Origin of the sequence: Enterococcus sp. HMSC072F02, assembly GCF_001837725.1 — a bacterium.
In the GTDB taxonomy this organism is placed as follows: Bacteria; Bacillota; Bacilli; order Lactobacillales; family Enterococcaceae; genus Enterococcus_B; species Enterococcus_B lactis.
The window spans coordinates 1-20,041 of sequence record NZ_KV833964.1 but is presented as its reverse complement, the minus strand read 5'-3'; the positions used below and the strand labels follow the sequence as shown (position 1 = coordinate 20,041).

The window sequence follows — 20,041 nt, the reverse complement described above, 5'->3', positions numbered from 1 at the left end:
TGATCTGTCTAACTTAATTTGACAATTAAGAGAATAACAAAACGTAGTTTTCCACAAATAAATGACCCACCAAAGTGTTTCACGACTTAAGAAAACATAATTTTCAAAAATAAGTTTATTTTTTAATGAAAAAAATAGTTGAATATGTAACTTTAAGTGATTACTGTGAAACAAAAAGTTGATTTTATCTTGAAATTAGGTAAAGAATTTCTTGCTCCGCCCATTTTTTCTTTTTTATTAAGAAGTTTTTGGGTACAATGAAGCATGAATGTAAATAGGCGGAAGGATAGGAAATGATGAAAGATTTTATGAAAAAAATATTAAATACTTCTTGGTTAGAAAAAATAAGAAAAGGTGCACAAGAACCTAAGAACAAAACGTTTCGCCGGTCCCATGTTCCTTTTCGCTTAAATTTTCTTTTTTTCATTATATTTACGTTATTTGTTGCGTTGATTGCTAGATTGGGTTATTTGCAGATCGTGAACGGCGAAGAGATGGAGGCGCGAGTGAAGTCTACTTCTACGATTACGGTCCAAGAAAGTACTCCTCGCGGAATGATCTACGACTCCACAGGAAAAGCTTTAGTCACGAATAAAGCGAATCAGGCCATCACATATACGAGAGGAACACAAGTTACGGCTAAAGATTTGCTTGAAATCGCAACGAAGTTGAACTCGCTGATCGATGTTCCGGTAGATGAAAATCTGACAGATAGAGATAAAAAAGATTTTTGGCTGGCTGACCCCAAACATTTGAAAGAAGCCACAAAAAGACTTTCGGCAAAAGAAAAGCAATTAGGGAACAGCGAACAATATAGTGCGATGGTCAATAAAGTCACAGCTGATGAGATTAATTTAAACGAGGAGCAATTAAAAATTGCTACCATCTTTAAACGGATGAATAGTGCATATGAATTAAACACTGTCTATATCAAAAACTCTGGTGTTACTGATCAAGAGTTAGCTGTTGTGGCAGAACGCGCTTCTGAACTTCCAGGAGTTTCGACTGGCACAGACTGGACACGAGAATATAATGCAGCAAGTTCACTGAAAAGTATTCTTGGCAGTGTGACGACTGAAAAGCAAGGACTTCCAGCAGATGAAGCAGAGAAATACCTAGCAAAAGGTTATTCTCGGAATGACCGTGTAGGACAAAGTTATTTGGAAAAACAATATGAAGATGTCCTGCAAGGAACCAAAACCCAATATGAAGTTTCCCTTGATAATGAAGGAAATGTTTCGAATCAAAAAGAAATCTTCTCTGGGGAAAAAGGTTCTAATTTAATGTTATCTATGAATGCAGAATTCCAATCAAAAGTAGAAGAAATTTTGAAAAGGAATTATCAAACATTGATCAACAACGGCAAAGCACAGTATTCGCCTGGTGCTTATGCAGTGGCTATGAATCCTCAGACAGGAGAAGTGCTAGCAATGACTGGTTTCAGTCATGAACAAGGTTCCAAAGAAATCACCGAGAATGCTTTAGGCACGATTACTAGCGCCTTTGCTCCAGGGTCTGTAGTCAAGGCTGGTACTTTGACAGCAGGCTGGGCAAGTAACGCGATCAGCGGAAATCAAGTTTTGATTGATGAGCCGATTCGTCTGCAAGGTGCTTCAGAAAAAAGCTCTGTCTTTAATCGAAGCGGACAAGTTGCTCTTGATGCAGTCAAAGCATTGGAATTGTCTTCTAATACGTATATGATCAAAGTGGCGTTAAAGATGTTAGGACTAGACTATACACCTGGAATGGGACTACCTAGTTTAGATGAAGAAGCTAAAGCTTATCAGCAATTGAGAGACTCTTTCAAAGAGTTTGGTCTTGGTACAACGACTGGAATCGATTTGCCGAATGAATCTCCTGGGATCTCACGTTCTGTTGATTATATGAAGAAGTTCAATGCGGATAATGGCAAAGAATGGTATACTCCAGGTAACTTTACCGATTTGGCATTTGGACAGTTTGACACATATACACCAATCCAATTAGCTCAATATGCTTCAACAGTCGCTAATGGCGGGAAACGAGTACAGCCGCACGTAGTCAAAGCGATCTATGGCAATGACGAAAATGGAAACTTGGGTGAAGTGAAGAAAGAAATTGGCACAACAGTAGAAAATACGGTCAATATTTCTGCAGAAAATATGGCGATCCTCCGTGAAGGATTCCACCAAGTTGTCCATGGTACCGATCCTTACACAACAGCCAAACCATTAGCCAGTGCGAAAATGGACCTTTCCGCAAAAACAGGGACTGCAGAAACGGTTGCGGAAGGTCATCCAGATATTACGACAGTCAATAGTAATATCGTGGCATACGGACCAACAGACAATCCGGAAATTGCCATCAGTGTTGTCTTGCCGAACTTATTAGACGAACAAGACCACATGAACTTGACGATTGCTAAAGAAATAATGGACGCGTATTATGATATGTTCATGGCAAAATAAAAAAGAGGTCGTGAAAAAGCCGCTTAGTTTCGAGTATGAAGAAAAATTTTGTGAAAATAGCTTCTCACATTTTTGCTTAAATTTGACTTCATACCGAGAAACTGGCTTTTGAACACCGTTTAAGGAAGAGGTTGTGAAATCAGCGCCCTGACCTGAGTATTAGAGAGGCAAAACGGAAAAATAGTTCCTCATATTTTGCCGTTTTTGAGCTAATACCGAAGGACAGCTGATTGAACGCCGTTTATCAAGAGGTCGTGGGCCTGCCATTCAGCTCCGAGTCACAAGGAACAAGTTCAAAAAAACAGCTTCTCATGTTTTATGAATATTGTGACTTGTGATTGAGGAGTTGGCAGGAGAACACCGTTTACTCGGCAAAAAAGGTTGTGACAAAAATTGTCACAACCTCTTTTTTGTGGAATCTAATTCTCTATTATAGTTTAAGTAGTTTTTCCAGATAAACAGCTAAACCGTCTTCCTGATTGCTCAAAGGAGTGACATCATTTGCAATGCCTTTGAGTTGATCAGTACCGTTAGCCATAGCTACTCCCCAACCTGCATAATCCAACAATTCCAAATCATTATGCTCGTCACCAAAGGCAATGACGTCTTTTTGATCGATAGACAGGTAGTTAGCAATCTCTTGCACGCCTTTTGCTTTTTGGATTCCTTTTGAAACAATCTCTAAGATGGCAGTAGGTCCACCCCATGTCCGAACATCGACATAACTGCCAAATTGACGTGTTAATTCAGCAGATACAGCTCCTGCAAAACGTTTGTCTGTTCGGACAAGCAAAGACGTAGGATTTGTCGTCAAATTTTTAGGAGAAAGCAAATTCTTCTCTCCTGGACGAGAAGAAGCAAAAATTTTTTCATCAAAGAAATCAAAACTGTCAATAAAAAAAGTATCACGATTTTCAGCAGCGATAAAATCTAAATTTAGCTGCTTTTTTTGCGATAAGATTTCAAAAGCGATTTCACGATTGATCAACGTTTCTCTTTCACCATCCCAGTGCTGATTAGGGATGTGTACTAATGCGCCGTTAAAATTAACCATCGGTGTTGTTAATTCTAATTGTTGGTAAAACTGATGGCTCATTCGGAATGGGCGTCCTGTAGCAATACTGACATGATGACCGGCATTGATTGCTTTTTTCAGAGTCTCTTTTGTTTTAGATGTAATCATCGAATCTTGATTGAGGGTAGTTCCGTCCAGATCGATGGCAATTAATTTTTTATTCAATAAGGGTCCTTCCTTCCTCAACTAGCATTTGTTTTAGTCTAGCATATTTTAGGTAATTAACAAGAGCAATCAGTTATTCCTAACAAAAAATACAGTTATGGCTATGTAAATAAATGAATACGAGCTAAACGCGAACATTAAGTATTGTTTTCGGTTTTTTTGTTAAAAAAACGTTGAAAAACGAATGAGACGTCTATATAATTTGAAATTGTTCGATGGATTTGCCATATTTTGCATATTTATTATTATTATAGTTTTCCATCAGAAAAAAATTCAGGGAGTGGAACTTTTTATGGAAAAGTTTTTCGGTTTAAAGAAAAACAATACAAATGTATCAACTGAAATAATGGCGGGAGTAACGACATTCTTTGCCATGAGTTATATCTTATTCGTAAATCCGACGATTTTATCAGCATCAGGTATGCCGTTCCAAGCAGTATTTCTAGCCACAATCATTGCATCAATCATTGGTACGCTAGTCATGGGATTGTTCGCGAATGTCCCATATGCTCAGGCACCTGGTATGGGATTGAACGCATTTTTCACTTTTACGGTCGTTTTCGGGCTTGGCTATTCTTGGCAACAAGCCCTGGCAATGGTTTTTATTTGCGGATTAATCAACATTTTTATTACTGTTACAAATATCCGAAAGATGATCATTCGGGCGATTCCTGAAAGTCTTCAACATGCGATTGGTGGCGGAATCGGTATTTTCGTTGCGTATGTCGGGATCAAAAATGCAGGATTCTTATCTTTTTCAGCAGACCAATCTGCTATTTCGAGTTCTGTCGTTGAAGGTGGAAAAGCAACAAATGTTACGATAAATGGCGGAATCGTTCCCGCGTTAGCCAATTTTGACAACGCACCTATCTTGTTAGCCGTGATTGGTTTGGTACTGACAGCCATTTTAGTTGTAAAAAACGTCCGTGGTGCTATTCTTATCGGTATCGTAGCGACCACAGTCCTTGGGATTTTTATGGGTGTTGTTGATTTAAGTTCCATTGATTGGCAAACGAATTCGTTAGGCAATTCATTTAAAGAATTAGGAACAACGTTCGGTGCAGCATTTGGTTCTGAAGGAATGCAATCATTATTCAGTGATTCTTCCAAGATCCCTCAAGTATTGATGACAATCATCGCATTCAGTTTATCTGATACATTCGATACGATCGGAACATTTATCGGTACAGGACGCCGCACAGGTATTTTCTCAAAAGAGGACGAGATCGCATTGGAAGATGGTCGCGGGTTCAAAACAAAAATGGATAAAGCGCTATTTGCCGATGCAATCGCTACTTCCGTAGGTGCTATCTTTGGTACATCGAATACAACAACTTATGTCGAATCTGCAGCTGGGATCGGGGCCGGTGGACGTACTGGTTTGACTTCAGTAGTAGTGGCAGTGCTATTCGCATTAAGTAGTTTGTTCTCCCCGCTGATCGCTATCGTACCAAATCAAGCAACTGCGCCAGCACTGATTTTGGTCGGGGTAATGATGATGGCTTCTTTTGCAGACATCAAATGGCTAGATATGGAAGAAGCTTTACCAGCCTTCTTTGCATCGATCTTTATGGGATTGTGCTATAGCATTTCTTATGGGATTGCAGCAGGATTTATTTTCTATACAATTGTCAAAGTAATCAAAGGAAAATTCAATGAAGTTTCTGTTGCTTTGTGGATTGTTGATATTTTATTCATCATCAACTTCATCATTCTAGCAACGATTTAAATAAAGAGAAGGGATTGGAACAGCATTTGTTCTGGTCTCTTTTTGTTTTACATAAAAAGAACGTTACATATAAAATGATCTTTGCGGGATTTTTCTCTTTTTACTAGCGAGATCGTTGCTTGTTTATTCGAAAATAGGTATGATAAAAGAGACGAAAGAGGGATGATAGATGGAGATTAATTGGAGAAAAAATTTAGTGATTGCGTGGATTGGCTGTTTTTTCACTGGTGCAAGTATTAGTTTAGTTATGCCATTCATACCAGTTTATGTTGAGCAACTAGGAACACCAAAAGATCAAATCGAATTGTTTTCGGGACTAGCAATCTCTGTTACTGCTTTTGCATCTGCCGTGGTTGCACCAATCTGGGGAAATCTAGCTGATCGAAAAGGTCGAAAACTCATGATGATCCGTGCAGCAGCTGGGATGACGTTGACGATGGGTTCTTTAGCTTTTGTGCCGAACGCGTATTGGCTTTTGATCATGCGTTTTTGGAACGGGATTTTGTCTGGGTATATTCCAAATGCAACAGCAATGATTGCTTCACAAGCGCCTAGAGAAAAGAGCGGATGGGCGTTAGGAACATTATCCACCGGAGCGATTGCTGGGAATCTGATCGGACCTTCAATGGGCGGTGCATTGGCTGAGTGGTTTGGTATGGAAAATGTATTCTTGATCACAGGGGCTTTGTTGATGATCACAACGGTGCTGACCATCTTCTTAGTCAAAGAAGATTTCCATCCAATCGAGAAAAAAGATCTGATAAGCACCAAAGAAATTTTTTCAAAAATGGATCATCTCTCTATTTTGATTGGTCTCTTCATCACGACCTTGATTTTACAGATAGGGATCACTACGATCAGCCCTATTTTGACCTTATATATTCGTGAGTTAAGCGGAAGTACAGAAAATATCCTGTTTGTCAGCGGCTTGATTGTTTCGATAGCTGGTGTTTCTGCAGTCTTTTCTTCACCAAAACTAGGAAAACTAGGGGATAAGATTGGGAATCAAAAAGTTTTAATTGGCGGACTCATCTTATCATTTTGCTGTTATTTGCCCATGGCGTTTGTCACGACACCACTCCAATTAGGTATACTTCGTTTTATTTTAGGCTTTTCAACTGGTGCTTTGATGCCTTCTGTCAATACACTGATCAGTAAGATCACGCCACAAGAAGGGGTTAGCCGAATCTATAGCTATAATCAGATGTTCAGTAACTTTGGACAGGTTCTAGGACCCATGCTGGGGTCGACAGTTGCGCATGCTTATAATTACAGTGCTGTTTTTATTGTGACAAGTTTATTCGTCCTGTCAAATATTCTTCTTTCTCTATTCAATTTTCGTAAAGTTCTTCGCAGTAGATTATAATAGTGGTGAAAATTGGAAATAAAAAAGAGCTTGAGATATCTCAAGCTCTTGGCTGGTTTTTTACGAATGGGCAGAGGTTTCTTTTCTTGGCGCAACTGCACCAATCAAAAGGATAATGACACCCGCAATTAATGAAATGATTGTTGTCAAAGTAAAATCATATGTTCCGCTTGTTAATGCAGCACCAATATAACCGACTACTTGACCTAGAACGACAGCCCAGAATAATGTAACGATATATCGCATAAAGAACACCTCTTTTCTATCTTAATTTTACCAGATTTTCTTTGAATGTAAAGAAACGAGACTAAATCTCAATAAAATTCGAGTTCTTGTGAAAGAACTCATTCCTACAGACTAGAAGCAAATGAAGTAGAACAATCAACTTCAGCACTTGTTATTTAATGAAAGTAAAAGGATCAGACCTTTTAACGCTAGTGAATTTTAACGAAAAAAAAGGCGGAATGCAAGATGTTTTTCCCACAACTTTATACAATTACTTCTTATTCTCTTTTACAAAGTACGATCCGTATTCGAGAATATGTACAAGAAGCAAAAAAACAAGGCTACACTTCATTAGCCATAACGGATAAAGATGTCTTATACGGTGCACCTGAATTCTATCGTATTTGTGTAGAAGAAGGAATACAGTCAATCATTGGATTACATCTTAGTTATACTTATGAAGAAAAAAATTATGGTTTGCTTGCGTACGCAAAAGATGAGACAGGTTATCAGCAGCTGATGAAACTTTCCAGTCGAAAAATGATCCAAGAAAAAATGGCACTTGATGATATGATAGAAACCGACCATCTAGTGTTTGTCGTTCCGGCAAATCATTCTGTTTCTGAGGCTTTCAATAAAGAGGAACATTTTTTCAGTCATTGGCAGTTTTTGCTTGAAAATGTTTTCGCTAAAGATTTTTATATCGGATTGTCAGAAAATACGCCTGATCAATTGCCTGAATGGTATCAGTATGTGACAAAAGAAAATTATCCGCTTTGTGCATTGCATCCAATCGCTAGTTTACAGCAAGAAGACCTTTTTGCGCTTGAAGTGATGAAGCATATCAAAGAGGGAAGTCAGATGCCTTTAGAAAGTTTATCTGCACCTTTACCATCAGCAAATGGTTACCTGCTTTCAGAACAAGAAATGATCAAACGATTCGAAGAAGCAGGTCTTTCACAAGCTGTAATAGGTGCTCAGCGCTTAGCCGAATCGATTTCATTTGAATTTCAGTTTCATCAGAAATTACTCCCACACTATCCTGTCCCTCAAGGAAAACAAGCTGGAGAATATTTAAGAGAGCTATGCTACTCGCAAGTAGAACATCGGATCGTTGATTATACAAAGGAGTACCGAGAACGTTTGGACTATGAGTTATCTGTCATCCATCAAATGGGATTCGATGATTATTTCCTGATCGTATGGGATGTAATGGCTTTTGCTCATAGAAATAAAATCGTTACCGGTGCAGGCCGTGGTTCTGCTGCTGGTTCATTAGTAGCCTATGTGTTAGAAATCACAGATGTGGATCCATTAGAGTATGACTTGCTATTCGAACGATTTTTAAATCCTGAACGTTTTACGATGCCGGATATTGATTTGGATATTCCTGACAACCGACGTGAGGAAGTATTGAATTATGTTCGAGAAAAGTATGGACAATATCACATGGCGCAAATCGCGACATTTGGTACAATGGCTGCAAAAATGGTTCTTAGAGATGCCGCTAGAGTGTTTGGTCTGTCACAAAGTGAAGCAAACCGCTGGTCAAAAGCAATACCAAACCAGCTGAAAATCACATTGACCCAAGCCTACAAAACATCGCGTCAACTAGTAGAATTAGTTCAGGCAAGCGAAAAAAACCAGCTTTTATTCAAAACCGCAGTGATTTTAGAAGGATTGCCAAGACACGTTTCGACTCACGCAGCAGGGGTAGTTATCAGCGATAAGAATCTACTTGAATTAGTACCGCTCCAACGCGGTTCTGATGAAGCTTTTCTGACCCAGTATACGATGAATGAGGTAGAAGCCATCGGTCTTTTGAAAATGGACTTTCTAGGACTACGCAATTTATCGATTATTGATTTTACTTTAAAGGCTGTTAAGCGAGTAGAAGGGCAGGAAATCCGATTAAAAGAGATTCCATTAAATGATGCAAAAACGCTACTCTTGTTTCAACGAGGCGAAACTTCAGGAGTATTTCAATTTGAATCTGCTGGTATTCGAAACGTTTTACGAAGATTAGGACCAGAAAACATCGAAGATATTGCCGCAGTCAATGCGTTGTATCGTCCAGGTCCTATGCAAAATATCGATACCTTCATTGCCAGAAAAAAAGGAAAAGAAGCCATTCGCTACCCTGATGATTCCCTGATCCAGATTTTGAAAAACACATACGGGGTGATTGTCTATCAGGAACAAATCATGCAAATCGCCTCGACTATGGCTGGATTTACATTAGGACAGTCAGATATTTTGAGGCGGGCAGTTAGTAAAAAGAAAAAAGACGTATTAGATGAAGAAAAGTCGCATTTTGTATCAGGAGCATTACAACAAGGATATTCGGAAAAAACAGCAGTGACTGTATATGAATATATTGAAAAATTTGCAAACTATGGATTCAATCGGTCGCATGCATTTGCTTATTCCTTCGTGGGATTCCAAATGGCGTATCTAAAAGCCCATCATCCAGGTGCTTTCTTTACCAGCCTGATGAATTCTGTTCGGCATAACACATCAAAATTGAAAGAATATATTGCAGAAGCACGTAAAAATAAACTCAAACTTTCCTCGCCGTCCATTAATCAAAGTAATTCCAGTTTTGAGTTGGTCAATAAGGAAGAAATCAGATTCGGACTGACAGCGATAAAAGGTATTCGTCGTGATTTTGTAGAAGATATATTAAACGAAAGAAAACAAAATGGCCCGTTCCAGTCAGTGGATCAATTCCTCATACGGATCGATAAGCGGTGGCTGAAATTAGAGTTGCTGCAATCACTGACAGCAGTAGGCGTTTTTGATGAATTATCTCCTAACAGGAAACAATTGATGCTTGATCTAGAAGGAAAAATCCAAAATATCGTTTACAGTGGTGGCAGTCTAGATTTGCTAGGAATCATGGCATTAAAAGAAGAAGAAGTCGCTGACTATACACTAGAAGAACGACTGAAGCTGGAAGAGGAATACTTAGGTGTTTATTTGTCAGGGCATCCTGCAGAAGGGTTTGACCGGCTTCGTTTGGCTAAACAGGTTCAGCTGATTACAGATATCGTTCCTAATCAACCAGTCAATTTACTATTGATGATAAAGGAAGTTAGAGAGATTCGGACAAAAAAAGGCGAACTGATGGCCTTCGTGGAAGGAACCGATAGTAGCGGAGAAATTTCTGTCACGGTTTTTCCAACTCTTTATCGTAAATATCGTAATTTGTTTGCCGTTGATCGAGTGATCTTTGTTCAAGGGCGGAGCGAAATCAGCAAATATAATCAGGAACTGCAACTAATTGGAGAAAGCTTTGCTGATCCTAACCAGTTAGAAGCCCAGTATCCTTCACAAACGTGCTATTTGCGTATTACAGAAGAACGGGAAGACCCTGAGATAATGAAACAATTACAAGGGATTTTTCAGAAACACCCAGGATATATTCCAGTAATTATGTACCACGAAAAAACACAACGAAAAGTTGTTCTGTCCGATGCTTATTGGGTGGATGACAGCAAGAGTATAAAGGGGCAACTTGTTTCTCTACTTGGCGAAGATAATGTGGTTTTCAAATAACTTACGGTAAAAAATACTACTTGCTTTCATTTTTTTTCATTTTTTTATCCGTAAATCAAGACAAGCGAGAAAAATAATGTTAGAATGTTAGTCGTGGTTAACGCAAAAATGGTTGTAAACCTAAGTTATACTTAGGATAAAGTATTTTAATGAGGTGAATGTTTATTATGAAACGCATCGGAATTTTGACCAGTGGCGGAGACGCACCTGGAATGAATGCAGCTGTTCGTGCCGTTGTTCGTAAAGGTATTTACGAAGGACTGGAAGTATACGGGATCAATTATGGGTTTGCCGGTTTAGTTGCTGGAGATATTCGTCGTCTTGATGTGGCAGATGTAGGTGACAAGATCCAACGTGGTGGTACATTCTTGTATTCTGCACGTTATCCAGAATTTGCAACTGAAGAAGGTCAATTAAAAGGAATCGAACAATTGAAAAAATTCGGGATCGAAGGTCTAGTGGTTATCGGGGGAGACGGTTCTTATCATGGCGCAATGGCTTTGACAAAACGTGGATTCCCAGCAGTAGGTATTCCTGGAACAATCGATAATGATATTCCTGGTACTGACTTCACGATCGGTTTTGATACAGCAATCAATACAGTGCTAGAATCAATTGACCGTATTCGTGACACAGCGACTTCTCATGTTCGTACATTCGTTATCGAAGTAATGGGACGCAATGCAGGTGACATCGCTTTATGGTCAGGTGTAGCTGGCGGAGCAGATGAAATCATCATCCCAGAACATGATTTTGATATGGCTTCAGTTGCTAAAAAAATCCAAGAAGGCCGTGATCGTGGGAAGAAACATTGCTTGATCATCTTGGCTGAAGGTGTAATGGGCGGAAATGAATTCGCTGAAAAACTTTCAGAATTTGGCGACTATCATACACGTGTATCTATCTTGGGACACGTTGTCCGTGGTGGAGCACCAAGCGCACGCGACCGCGTCTTAGCAAGTAAATTCGGTGCTTACGCTGTCGAATTGCTTCAAGAAGGAAAAGGTGGATTATGTGTCGGTATCCATGACAACGAAATCGTTGCAGCTGACATCATTGATACACTAGAAAACAACAAGCATAAACCAGACTTATCATTATATGATCTAAATAATTCACTTTCATTTTAAGAGTGAAAGAAACCAAGCTATTTAAGCTGTGTACAGCTTTAAATAAACAAAATTGAATGGGAGAGTTTTTTAAATGAAAAAAACCAAAATCGTTAGTACATTAGGACCAGCAAGTAACTCAGTAGAAATTATTTCTCAATTGATTGAATCTGGGGCAAATGTCTTCCGCTTTAACTTTTCTCATGGTGACCATGAGGAACAATTATCACGTATGACTATGGTCCGTGAAGCAGTTAAAAAGACAGGAAAAGATGTCGGTATTCTTTTAGATACAAAAGGAGCTGAAATCCGTACAACTGTTCAAGGCACAACAGAAGCTGATTTTGGTCGTGCAGGATACATCAAATTTGAAGTAGGAGATCAAACACGCATCTCTATGGATCCTGAACATGTAGGTTCAAAAGAAAAAATCGCGGTTACTTACCCAGGATTATTTGACGATGTTCACGTAGGCGGACACGTTTTATTCGATGATGGCTTGATCGACATGGAAATCATTGAAAAAGACGAAGCAAACCGTGAATTAGTCGTAGAAGTTAAAAATGCAGGTATGCTAGGATCACGTAAAGGTGTAAATGCACCAGGCGTTTCTATCAGTTTGCCAGGTATTACTCCAAAAGATGCGGACGATATTCGTTTTGGTTTAGACAACGATATCGACTTTATCGCTGCAAGTTTTGTACGTAAAGCACAAGACGTTCTAGATATTCGCGAAATTTTAGAAGAAAAAGACATGACTCATGTTCAAATCTTCCCTAAAATCGAATCTCAAGAAGGTATCGACAACATTGACGAAATCATCAAAGTTTCTGACGGTGTTATGATTGCCCGTGGAGATATGGGTGTGGAAATCCCAGCTGAACTAGTACCAATGGTTCAAAAACGTATCATCAAAAAATGTAACGCTGCTGGTATCCCAGTTATCACTGCTACACAAATGTTAGAATCAATGCAAGAAAACCCACGTCCAACACGTGCGGAAGCTTCTGACGTTGCCAATGCTGTATTTGACGGAACAGATGCAACAATGTTATCTGGTGAATCTGCAAACGGAGACTACCCAGTTGAAGCTGTTTCAACAATGGCACGTATCGACCAAGAAGCTGAAAATGCATTATCAGAATTAGGTACATTCCAATTGAACGAATTCGATAAAACAGATGTAACTGAAACAATCGGTTTATCTGTAGCTCGTGCTGCAAAAAATCTAGGCGTCAAAACAATCGTTGCTGCAACTGAATCAGGCTACACTGCAAAAATGATTTCAAAATATCGCCCAGATGCAGATATCTTGGCTGTTACTTTTGACGAACGCACAAAACGCGGTTTGATGTTAAACTGGGGTGTTTACCCAACAGTTGCTGAAAAACCATCAACAACTGATGAAATGTTTGAACTAGCAGCTAAAAAAGCTGTTGAATTAGGTTTCGCATCAGAAGGCGATTTAATCTTGATCACTGCTGGTGTACCAGTTGGCGAACGCGGAACAACTAACGTGATGAAAATTCAAATGATTGGTTCTAAATTATTAGAAGCTCAAGGCGTTGGACAAAAATCTGTCGTTGCAAATGCAGTTATTGCTTCATCTGCTGAAGAAGCTGTAAAAAAAGCAAAAGACGGAATGGTTCTAGTTGTACCATCAACTGACAAAGAATACATGCCTGCAATCGAAAAAGCAGCTGCTGTTATCGTTGAAGAAGGCGGATTGACTTCTCACGCTGCAGTTGTAGGAATTGCACAAGATATTCCTGTAATCGTTGGCGCTAAAGGCGCAACAACAACAATTACTGATGGCGAATTGATTACTGTTGATTCACGTCGCGGCATCGTTTACCGTGGCGAAACAACAGCTATCTAATTTAGCTTAATACAAAATAAAAACAGCTCTTCATTTACGAAGAGCTGTTTTTTTGTGCTGTAACGAATTCATGGATGACTTGGACTACTTGTTCTTGAAGCGGTGTGACAAGCTGTTGTGTTCGTTTTGCCAATGAAATCAAGAAGCGAGGCTGAACTTCATCTGAAAGTGGCAGGCAAACTAAATGATCTTCAGGATGGACAGCAATCTCTGCCAAAAAACCGATACCAACATTTTCACGGATCATACTCTTTAAAATCGTCAAATCATTGCTTTGATAAACAACTTTTGGTTGAGTATGTGTTTGTTTAGAAAGTTTAGTGAATGCTGCTGGGTGGACATAATGTTCGTTCAATAACACAAACTGTTCATCTGATATATCTTTGAAAGAGACTGCCTTCTGCTGGGCCAGAGGGTGAGTAGGCGGAACGACGATCATGAAACGTTTATCCAAAAGTAATTCTGTTTCTAAATATTGATCTACGATTGGCTGTGTTGAGCCTAATACGGCTAAATCGATCCTCCCTTGACGAATCATTCCATATAAGTCCCGAGAGCCTCCATCGGTGATTTCAATCTGATTCATCAATTCATGCTTGATAAAGTAACCTGACAGTTTTGGAAAGTACTCATTGCCGATAATAGGCGGCATGCCAAAACGCAGCTTTTTCTTTTGTAACTGAGTGATTTCAGCCCTTGCAGTAGAAATCTCTTGGAGAATAGCTTGTGCATGGAGAAACAGCTGCTTTCCAGAAGGTGTGACGATTAATTCGTGATGCGAACGATCTCTTGTAATAAGTATGGCGTTAAACTCTTTTTCAAGACGTTGTAATGCATATGTAATAGTAGGTTGGCTCACACGGAAATAATTAGCCACTTTCGTAAAGTTTTTTTGTTTGACGATTTGGACATAGTATTCAATATCTTTCGTGTTCATAAAGATCATCTGCTCCTTTGATAGAATAATGATTATTGTAAATGATTCTAAAGATGATAGCAAACAGAGGCTTTCTGTTAAAGATATTTCTGTTTTTTTATGAACTGCAAGGTGTCAAGAAAATTTCATTGACAACATGGTTTTTGCCCTGTATAATTGCTTTTGTTGCTTAGGAGTGATGAAAAATGAAATGGTCTTTATTGGAATTGAGAAAATACCAGGAGACACCGTTAACTTTTCATGAGACGCTCGACTTGAAAGCCGCTCTCATGAAGCGAGACAATTTAATACTTGATGTTGCGCCAGTGGAAGTCGAAGGTTTGGTCTCAGTTGATAAGAAAGGCTATATCGTTCATTACACTGTGCAGACGACTTTGACAGTTCCTTCAACACGTTCGCTAGAACCTGTTGAACTGCCGATGGATTTTTCTGTAGACGAAGTATTCATGACAGAAGAACAATTCCAAAGCAGAGATGAGCAAATGTCTGCAGATGAGATTTTGCTGATTGAAGGTCCGTTATTGAATTTAGCAGAGTCAATTGAAGACAACATCTTATTGGCGATTCCGATGCGGGTATTGACAAAAGAAGAGGAAGCAGCGACAGAACTTCCAAAAGGCAATGATTGGGAAGTTGTTTCCGAAGAAGAATACCAACGCAGAAAAATGGAAGAAGCCGAGAATAAAATTGATCCTCGTCTTGCAAAACTATCTGAACTTTTTGATTCTGAATCAAAAAACGACGATAACAAGTAAGATTGGAATATATTGTATCTATTATAGGTGCAAGACTTTACAAGGAGGTGTAGCAAAATGGCAGTACCAGCTAGAAGAACATCAAAAGCTAAAAAAGCAAAACGTCGTACACACTACAAGTTGACAATCAAAGGATTAAACGAATGTCCAAACTGTGGTGAAATGAAAAAAAGCCATCACGTATGTGCAAATTGTGGTTACTATGATGGTAAGGACGTAATGTCAAAAGAAGCTTAATACATTTTAATTAGAAAATGTAAAACCTCAAGGCTAACCATGGAGCCTTGAGGTTTATTTTTTTATAAGCGGTAAATAAAAAATATGTTGTTCTTTAGTTTGCAATGTAGCCGTGTTAAGCTATAATGTAAGAGATTAGGGAGAAATCCCGTATGTAGGAGGAGTTCATATGTCAAAACAACAAATCGGCGTTGTCGGTATGGCCGTTATGGGTAAAAATCTAGCCTTGAATATAGAAAGCCGCGGCTATTCAGTGGCTTTATTCAACCGTACAGGGGCTAAAACAACCGCTGTAGTAGAAGAACACCCAGATAAAAATTTCAAAGCAACGTACACAATCGAAGAATTTGTAGAATCAATCGAAAAACCACGTCGGATTCTTCTGATGGTCAAAGCAGGACCGGCAACAGATGCAACAATCCAAGAGTTGCTTCCTCACCTTGATAAAGGCGATATTCTGATTGACGGAGGAAATACATTCTTTAAAGATACGATGCGTCGTAATGAAGAATTAGCCAACTCTGGTATTAACTTTATCGGTACAGGCGTTTCCGGCGGTGAAGAAGGAGCTTTAAAAGGACCTTCAATCATGCCTGGTGGACAAAAAGAAGCGTATGAGCTAGTTGCACCAATCTTAGAGCAAATTTCTGCAAAAGCAGAAGACGGAGCACCATGTGTTACCTATATTGGCCCAAATGGAGCCGGACACTATGTGAAAATGGTACACAACGGTATTGAGTATGGAGATATGCAACTGATTGCTGAATCTTATGACTTGATGAAGAATATTTTAGACCTTTCAGTAGAAGAAATGGCTGATATCTTTAAAGAATGGAATCAAGGTGAATTAGACAGCTACCTGATCGAAATCACAGCTGACATCCTGACTCGAAAAGACGATGAAGGCACAGGTAAACCAGTCGTAGATGTGATCCTTGATGCAGCTGGAAATAAAGGAACAGGTAAATGGACAAGCCAAAGTGCGCTTGACTTAGGCGTGCCACTTCCATTGATTACTGAATCTGTATTTGCCCGTTACATTTCTGCTTATAAAGAAGAACGCGTACAAGCAAGTAAAATTTTGTCTCGTACGAACGATTTTGAGTTCACAGGAGACAAAAAAGAATTGGTCGAAAAAATCCGAGAAGCGTTGTATTTCAGTAAAATCATGAGTTATGCCCAAGGATTTGCTCAATTACGTGTCGCTTCAAAAGAATTTGATTGGGATTTGCCATTTGGCGAAATCGCAAAAATCTGGCGTGCTGGATGTATCATCCGAGCTCGATTCTTGCAAAAAATCACGGATGCTTATGACAAAAATCCTGAGATCGAAAATTTATTGCTAGATGATTATTTCGTTGAAATCACGAAAAAATATCAGCAATCAGTCCGAGACGTCGTTGCCTTGGCTGTCCAAGCTGGCGTACCTGTACCAACTTTCTCATCAGCCATCGCTTACTTCGATTCATACAGAGCAGAACGTCTGCCTGCAAATATAATCCAAGCCCAGCGCGATTACTTTGGCGCACACACATATGAACGTGTCGACAAAGAAGGAATCTTCCATTACTCATGGTACCATGAAGAATAATAGTCTTTCGGCTGTTAGGAAATGAGAAAATAAAAAGAGGACGAAAGAGCTGAAGTCGATTGTTATGAGTAGACTTCAGCTCTTTTTTAAAACTGCTATTCATGATAAAATGACTATAGATTTTTAAGCAGATTATCGGTATAATGATAGAGTTTTTAAAAAGCCAGTAGATAGAAAGGATAAAATAATAAATGAGTAATATTCTAATCATTGAAGATGAAAAGAACTTAGCTCGATTTGTCGAGCTAGAGTTGAAGCATGAAGGGTATAACGCAGAAGTCCATTACAACGGTCGTACTGGTTTAGATGCGGCATTAAATAATGAGTGGGATGCCATATTGTTGGACCTGATGCTTCCAGAATTGAACGGTTTAGAAGTCTGCAGACGCGTACGCCAAGTCAAAAATACACCAATCATTATGATGACTGCAAGAGATTCTGTAATTGATCGTGTATCGGGACTTGACCATGGAGCAGATGACTATATCGTCAAACCATTTGCTATCGAAGAACTATTAGCGCGTCTTCGAGCATTGTTGCGTCGAATCGATATTGAAGGTGACAAAAATGTGGCAAAACAAACCACTATTACTTATCGTGATTTGACTATCGAAAAAGAAAACCGTGTCGTACGTCGCGGAAACGAAGTAATTGAACTAACAAAAAGAGAATACGAATTGCTACTTACTTTAATGGAAAACGTGAACGTGGTATTAGCACGTGATGTTTTACTAAATAAAGTGTGGGGATACGAAACGGAAGTTGAAACAAACGTAGTGGATGTATATATTCGTTATCTTCGCAATAAAATTGACGTTCCAGGGGAGGAAAGCTATATCCAAACTGTCCGCGGAACAGGTTATGTGATGCGCTCGTGATAAAGCCGAAAAAATCGGAAAAAAGAGAACTGAAAGGGCCCTCCTTGACAATCAAGTGGGCCTTTGCGAGTTCTTTCTTCATATTCGTCGTGTTTACAATTTTTGCGGTCATTACCTATAAATCATCTATCAATCTGATTGTTGCAAAAGAAAGAAACAATGTAGAACGTACGATTTCAGAAGTAGCCTCTCGTTTGGCTAACTCGGATGAAGAACTGACATTAGTGAATACGTATCGTAATCTGACAAAAGCGACAAATGACGGAGATGAGGTCATAGATCATACTTCACTGGTCGAAGGAAACTTAATGAAGATTGATTCCTTTATAGCTGAGCTAGGGCAGCCTTCGATGGGTCTTTATGTGTATGATTTAGATGAGAATTTGATTTTCAAAACTCACGAAAACAGTCGAAACTTGATCCAAACAACACGTAAAGTGCCAACGATTGTTACACTAGAAGGGAAAACTGGCTTTTTATCTATACAGCCTATATATTCTAAAGGAACAAGAGAAAAGATTGGTTATGCGCAAAGCTTCTATGAATTATCTTCTTTCTATGATATCCGAAATAAGCTATTATTGACTCTTATTGTTTTAGAAGTCGTTTCTTTGATTTTAAGTAGTATTTTAGGTAGTATTTTAGGTTTCTTTTTATCTTCTTACTTCTTGAAACCACTCAAGGTACTCAGAGATACAATGGATACTATACGTAAAGATCCGCAATCAGATATCCACATGCCTGAAATCGACACGAATGATGAATTGGCAGATTTAGCTGAAATATTCAATGAGATGCTTGACCGCATGCGTTTGTATATCGAACAACAAGAGCAGTTCGTGGAAGACGTCTCTCATGAGTTAAGAACTCCTGTAGCAATCATTGAAGGGCATCTTAGTCTGCTAAATCGTTGGGGGAAAGATGATCCTGAAATATTGGAAGAATCATTAAGCGCCAGCATGCAAGAAATCAGCCGCATGAAAAGCTTAGTTCAAGAGATGCTAGACTTATCTAGAGCAGAACAAGTAGATGTCCATTATGCAAATGAAACAACTAAAGGAAAAGAAGTCACCTATCAAGTTTATAATAATTTCAAGATATTATACCCAGACTATGTGATTACTTTAGATGATGATTTGACAAAAGAAGTGACCCTGCAAATTTATCGTAATCACTTTGAGCAATTAATCATTATCATATTGGATAACGCAGTAAAGTATTCAACTACACGAAAAGAAGTCCATATCTCTATTTCTTCTACTCTGAATGAATTTGAGATTGCTATACAGGACTTTGGTGAAGGAATACCCAAAGAAGACCTTAATAAGATCTTCAATCGTTTTTATCGTGTGGATAAAGCGAGGGCTAGAACGAAGGGCGGAAATGGTCTGGGATTGTCTATCGCAAAACAATTGGTTGAAAACTACAAAGGTCGTATCTTAGCAGAAAGCGTAGTTGGGCAAGGGACTATCTTTAGAATTTTTATTCCTATCGCAAAAACAGAAGACAAGTAAAGCATGTGCTTTGCTTGTTTTTTTATATTATCCATTAAGAAAGAGGAAGCCAAATACAAGCAGATAAGAAATTTAGGATGGTCATTATAAAGAAATTTAGCGAACAATAAAATAGAATAACATTCGTTGATAAATTGTAAATAGCTTTTATGTGAACAAAAAACAATAAAAACACTTTAATATTCGTCTTTAAAAATAATAAAGAAAAATAGGGAATTTTCTATTGCAATTTTATAAAGAGATTGCTATATTATTATTTGTTCTAAATGATTCCTTTAAGGTGTCGCTAAAAATTATAAAAAATAGTGTTGACGCACTTTTGATATCGTGTTATAATAACGAAGTCGCTTAGATGAGAAAGCTTATAAAGCTTGATTTTATCAAAAAAACTTCAAAAAAGTTATTGACAAATAACGATCGAAATGATACGATAATCAAGTCGCTGCTAATGAGCGATAAAGACATTTAGAAAAAATAAACAAAGAAGTTGTTGACGTTCTCTTCTGAATCTGATAAGATTAAAGAGTTGTTGAAACAAAAAGATTAGACCTTTGAAAACTGAACAAAGTAAGACAA

The 20,041-nt window shown here is 38.6% G+C and carries 14 protein-coding genes; 11 read left to right on the top strand and 3 right to left on the bottom strand.

Annotation, left to right across the window (positions count from 1 at the left end; translation table 11 throughout):
* Nucleotides 1–293 precede the first annotated feature (293 nt).
* Complete coding sequence (locus HMPREF2731_RS09175) at nt 294–2,447, top strand: peptidoglycan D,D-transpeptidase FtsI family protein (protein ID WP_070872832.1); 2,154 nt, start codon at nt 294–296, stop codon at nt 2,445–2,447.
* A gap of 430 nt (nt 2,448–2,877) precedes the next feature.
* On the opposite strand, the gene HMPREF2731_RS09170 is transcribed toward HMPREF2731_RS09175, so the two are convergent.
* Nucleotides 2,878–3,687: a Cof-type HAD-IIB family hydrolase gene (locus HMPREF2731_RS09170; protein WP_002296740.1), complete on the bottom strand. Its 810-nt coding sequence runs from the start codon at nt 3,685–3,687 to the stop codon at nt 2,878–2,880.
* 292 nt (nt 3,688–3,979) lie between these two features.
* Here HMPREF2731_RS09170 and HMPREF2731_RS09165 point away from each other — a divergent pair, with 292 nt between their 5' ends.
* Both HMPREF2731_RS09165 and HMPREF2731_RS09160 read left to right on the top strand, forming a co-directional pair.
* Nucleotides 3,980–5,416: an NCS2 family permease gene (locus HMPREF2731_RS09165; protein ID WP_002310391.1), complete on the top strand. Its 1,437-nt coding sequence runs from the start codon at nt 3,980–3,982 to the stop codon at nt 5,414–5,416.
* Between the two features lie 169 nt (nt 5,417–5,585).
* Nucleotides 5,586–6,782: a multidrug efflux MFS transporter gene (locus tag HMPREF2731_RS09160; RefSeq protein WP_002329062.1), complete on the top strand. Its 1,197-nt coding sequence runs from the start codon at nt 5,586–5,588 to the stop codon at nt 6,780–6,782.
* A 60-nt stretch (nt 6,783–6,842) separates the two neighbouring features.
* On the opposite strand, the gene HMPREF2731_RS09155 is transcribed toward HMPREF2731_RS09160, so the two are convergent.
* On the bottom strand, nt 6,843–7,028 hold the full coding sequence (locus HMPREF2731_RS09155; protein ID WP_002290959.1) for a YjzD family protein: 186 nt from the start codon (nt 7,026–7,028) through the stop codon (nt 6,843–6,845).
* 225 nt (nt 7,029–7,253) lie between these two features.
* Here HMPREF2731_RS09155 and dnaE point away from each other — a divergent pair, with 225 nt between their 5' ends.
* The 3 genes from dnaE to pyk all read left to right on the top strand — a co-directional run bounded on the left by dnaE (nt 7,254) and on the right by pyk (nt 13,553).
* Nucleotides 7,254–10,565, top strand: coding sequence for a DNA polymerase III subunit alpha (gene dnaE, locus HMPREF2731_RS09150; protein ID WP_070872830.1), 3,312 nt, complete (start codon nt 7,254–7,256; stop codon nt 10,563–10,565).
* 167 nt (nt 10,566–10,732) lie between these two features.
* Nucleotides 10,733–11,695, top strand: a complete 963-nt coding sequence (gene pfkA, locus HMPREF2731_RS09145) for a 6-phosphofructokinase (RefSeq protein WP_002310395.1) — start codon at nt 10,733–10,735, stop codon at nt 11,693–11,695.
* A 73-nt stretch (nt 11,696–11,768) separates the two neighbouring features.
* Nucleotides 11,769–13,553, top strand: coding sequence for a pyruvate kinase (pyk, locus tag HMPREF2731_RS09140; protein WP_002290965.1), 1,785 nt, complete (start codon nt 11,769–11,771; stop codon nt 13,551–13,553).
* Between the two features lie 34 nt (nt 13,554–13,587).
* Here pyk and HMPREF2731_RS09135 read toward each other — a convergent pair whose 3' ends face one another.
* Nucleotides 13,588–14,490: a LysR substrate-binding domain-containing protein gene (locus tag HMPREF2731_RS09135; protein ID WP_010726569.1), complete on the bottom strand. Its 903-nt coding sequence runs from the start codon at nt 14,488–14,490 to the stop codon at nt 13,588–13,590.
* A 185-nt stretch (nt 14,491–14,675) separates the two neighbouring features.
* Here HMPREF2731_RS09135 and HMPREF2731_RS09130 point away from each other — a divergent pair, with 185 nt between their 5' ends.
* The 5 genes from HMPREF2731_RS09130 (at nt 14,676) to HMPREF2731_RS09110 (ending at nt 19,465) form a co-directional block, all read left to right on the top strand.
* Nucleotides 14,676–15,245 carry a YceD family protein gene (locus HMPREF2731_RS09130; RefSeq protein ID WP_002290967.1) on the top strand — a complete coding sequence of 190 codons (570 nt, stop codon included), beginning with the start codon at nt 14,676–14,678 and terminating at the stop codon, nt 15,243–15,245.
* A 57-nt stretch (nt 15,246–15,302) separates the two neighbouring features.
* On the top strand, nt 15,303–15,482 hold the full coding sequence (gene rpmF / locus HMPREF2731_RS09125) for a 50S ribosomal protein L32 (RefSeq protein WP_002290970.1): 180 nt from the start codon (nt 15,303–15,305) through the stop codon (nt 15,480–15,482).
* 169 nt (nt 15,483–15,651) lie between these two features.
* Nucleotides 15,652–17,073: an NADP-dependent phosphogluconate dehydrogenase gene (gndA, locus tag HMPREF2731_RS09120; protein ID WP_002290971.1), complete on the top strand. Its 1,422-nt coding sequence runs from the start codon at nt 15,652–15,654 to the stop codon at nt 17,071–17,073.
* 191 nt (nt 17,074–17,264) lie between these two features.
* Entirely contained in the window at nt 17,265–17,951 is a 687-nt protein-coding gene (locus HMPREF2731_RS09115) for a response regulator transcription factor (protein ID WP_002290973.1), read from the top strand.
* The gene (locus tag HMPREF2731_RS09110) at nt 17,948–19,465 is read left to right on the top strand and encodes a HAMP domain-containing sensor histidine kinase (RefSeq protein WP_070872828.1); all 1,518 of its coding nucleotides are present in this window, start codon (nt 17,948–17,950) and stop codon (nt 19,463–19,465) included. The genes HMPREF2731_RS09115 and HMPREF2731_RS09110 overlap by 4 nt, the downstream gene beginning before the upstream one ends.
* Nucleotides 19,466–20,041: the final 576 nt, after the last annotated feature.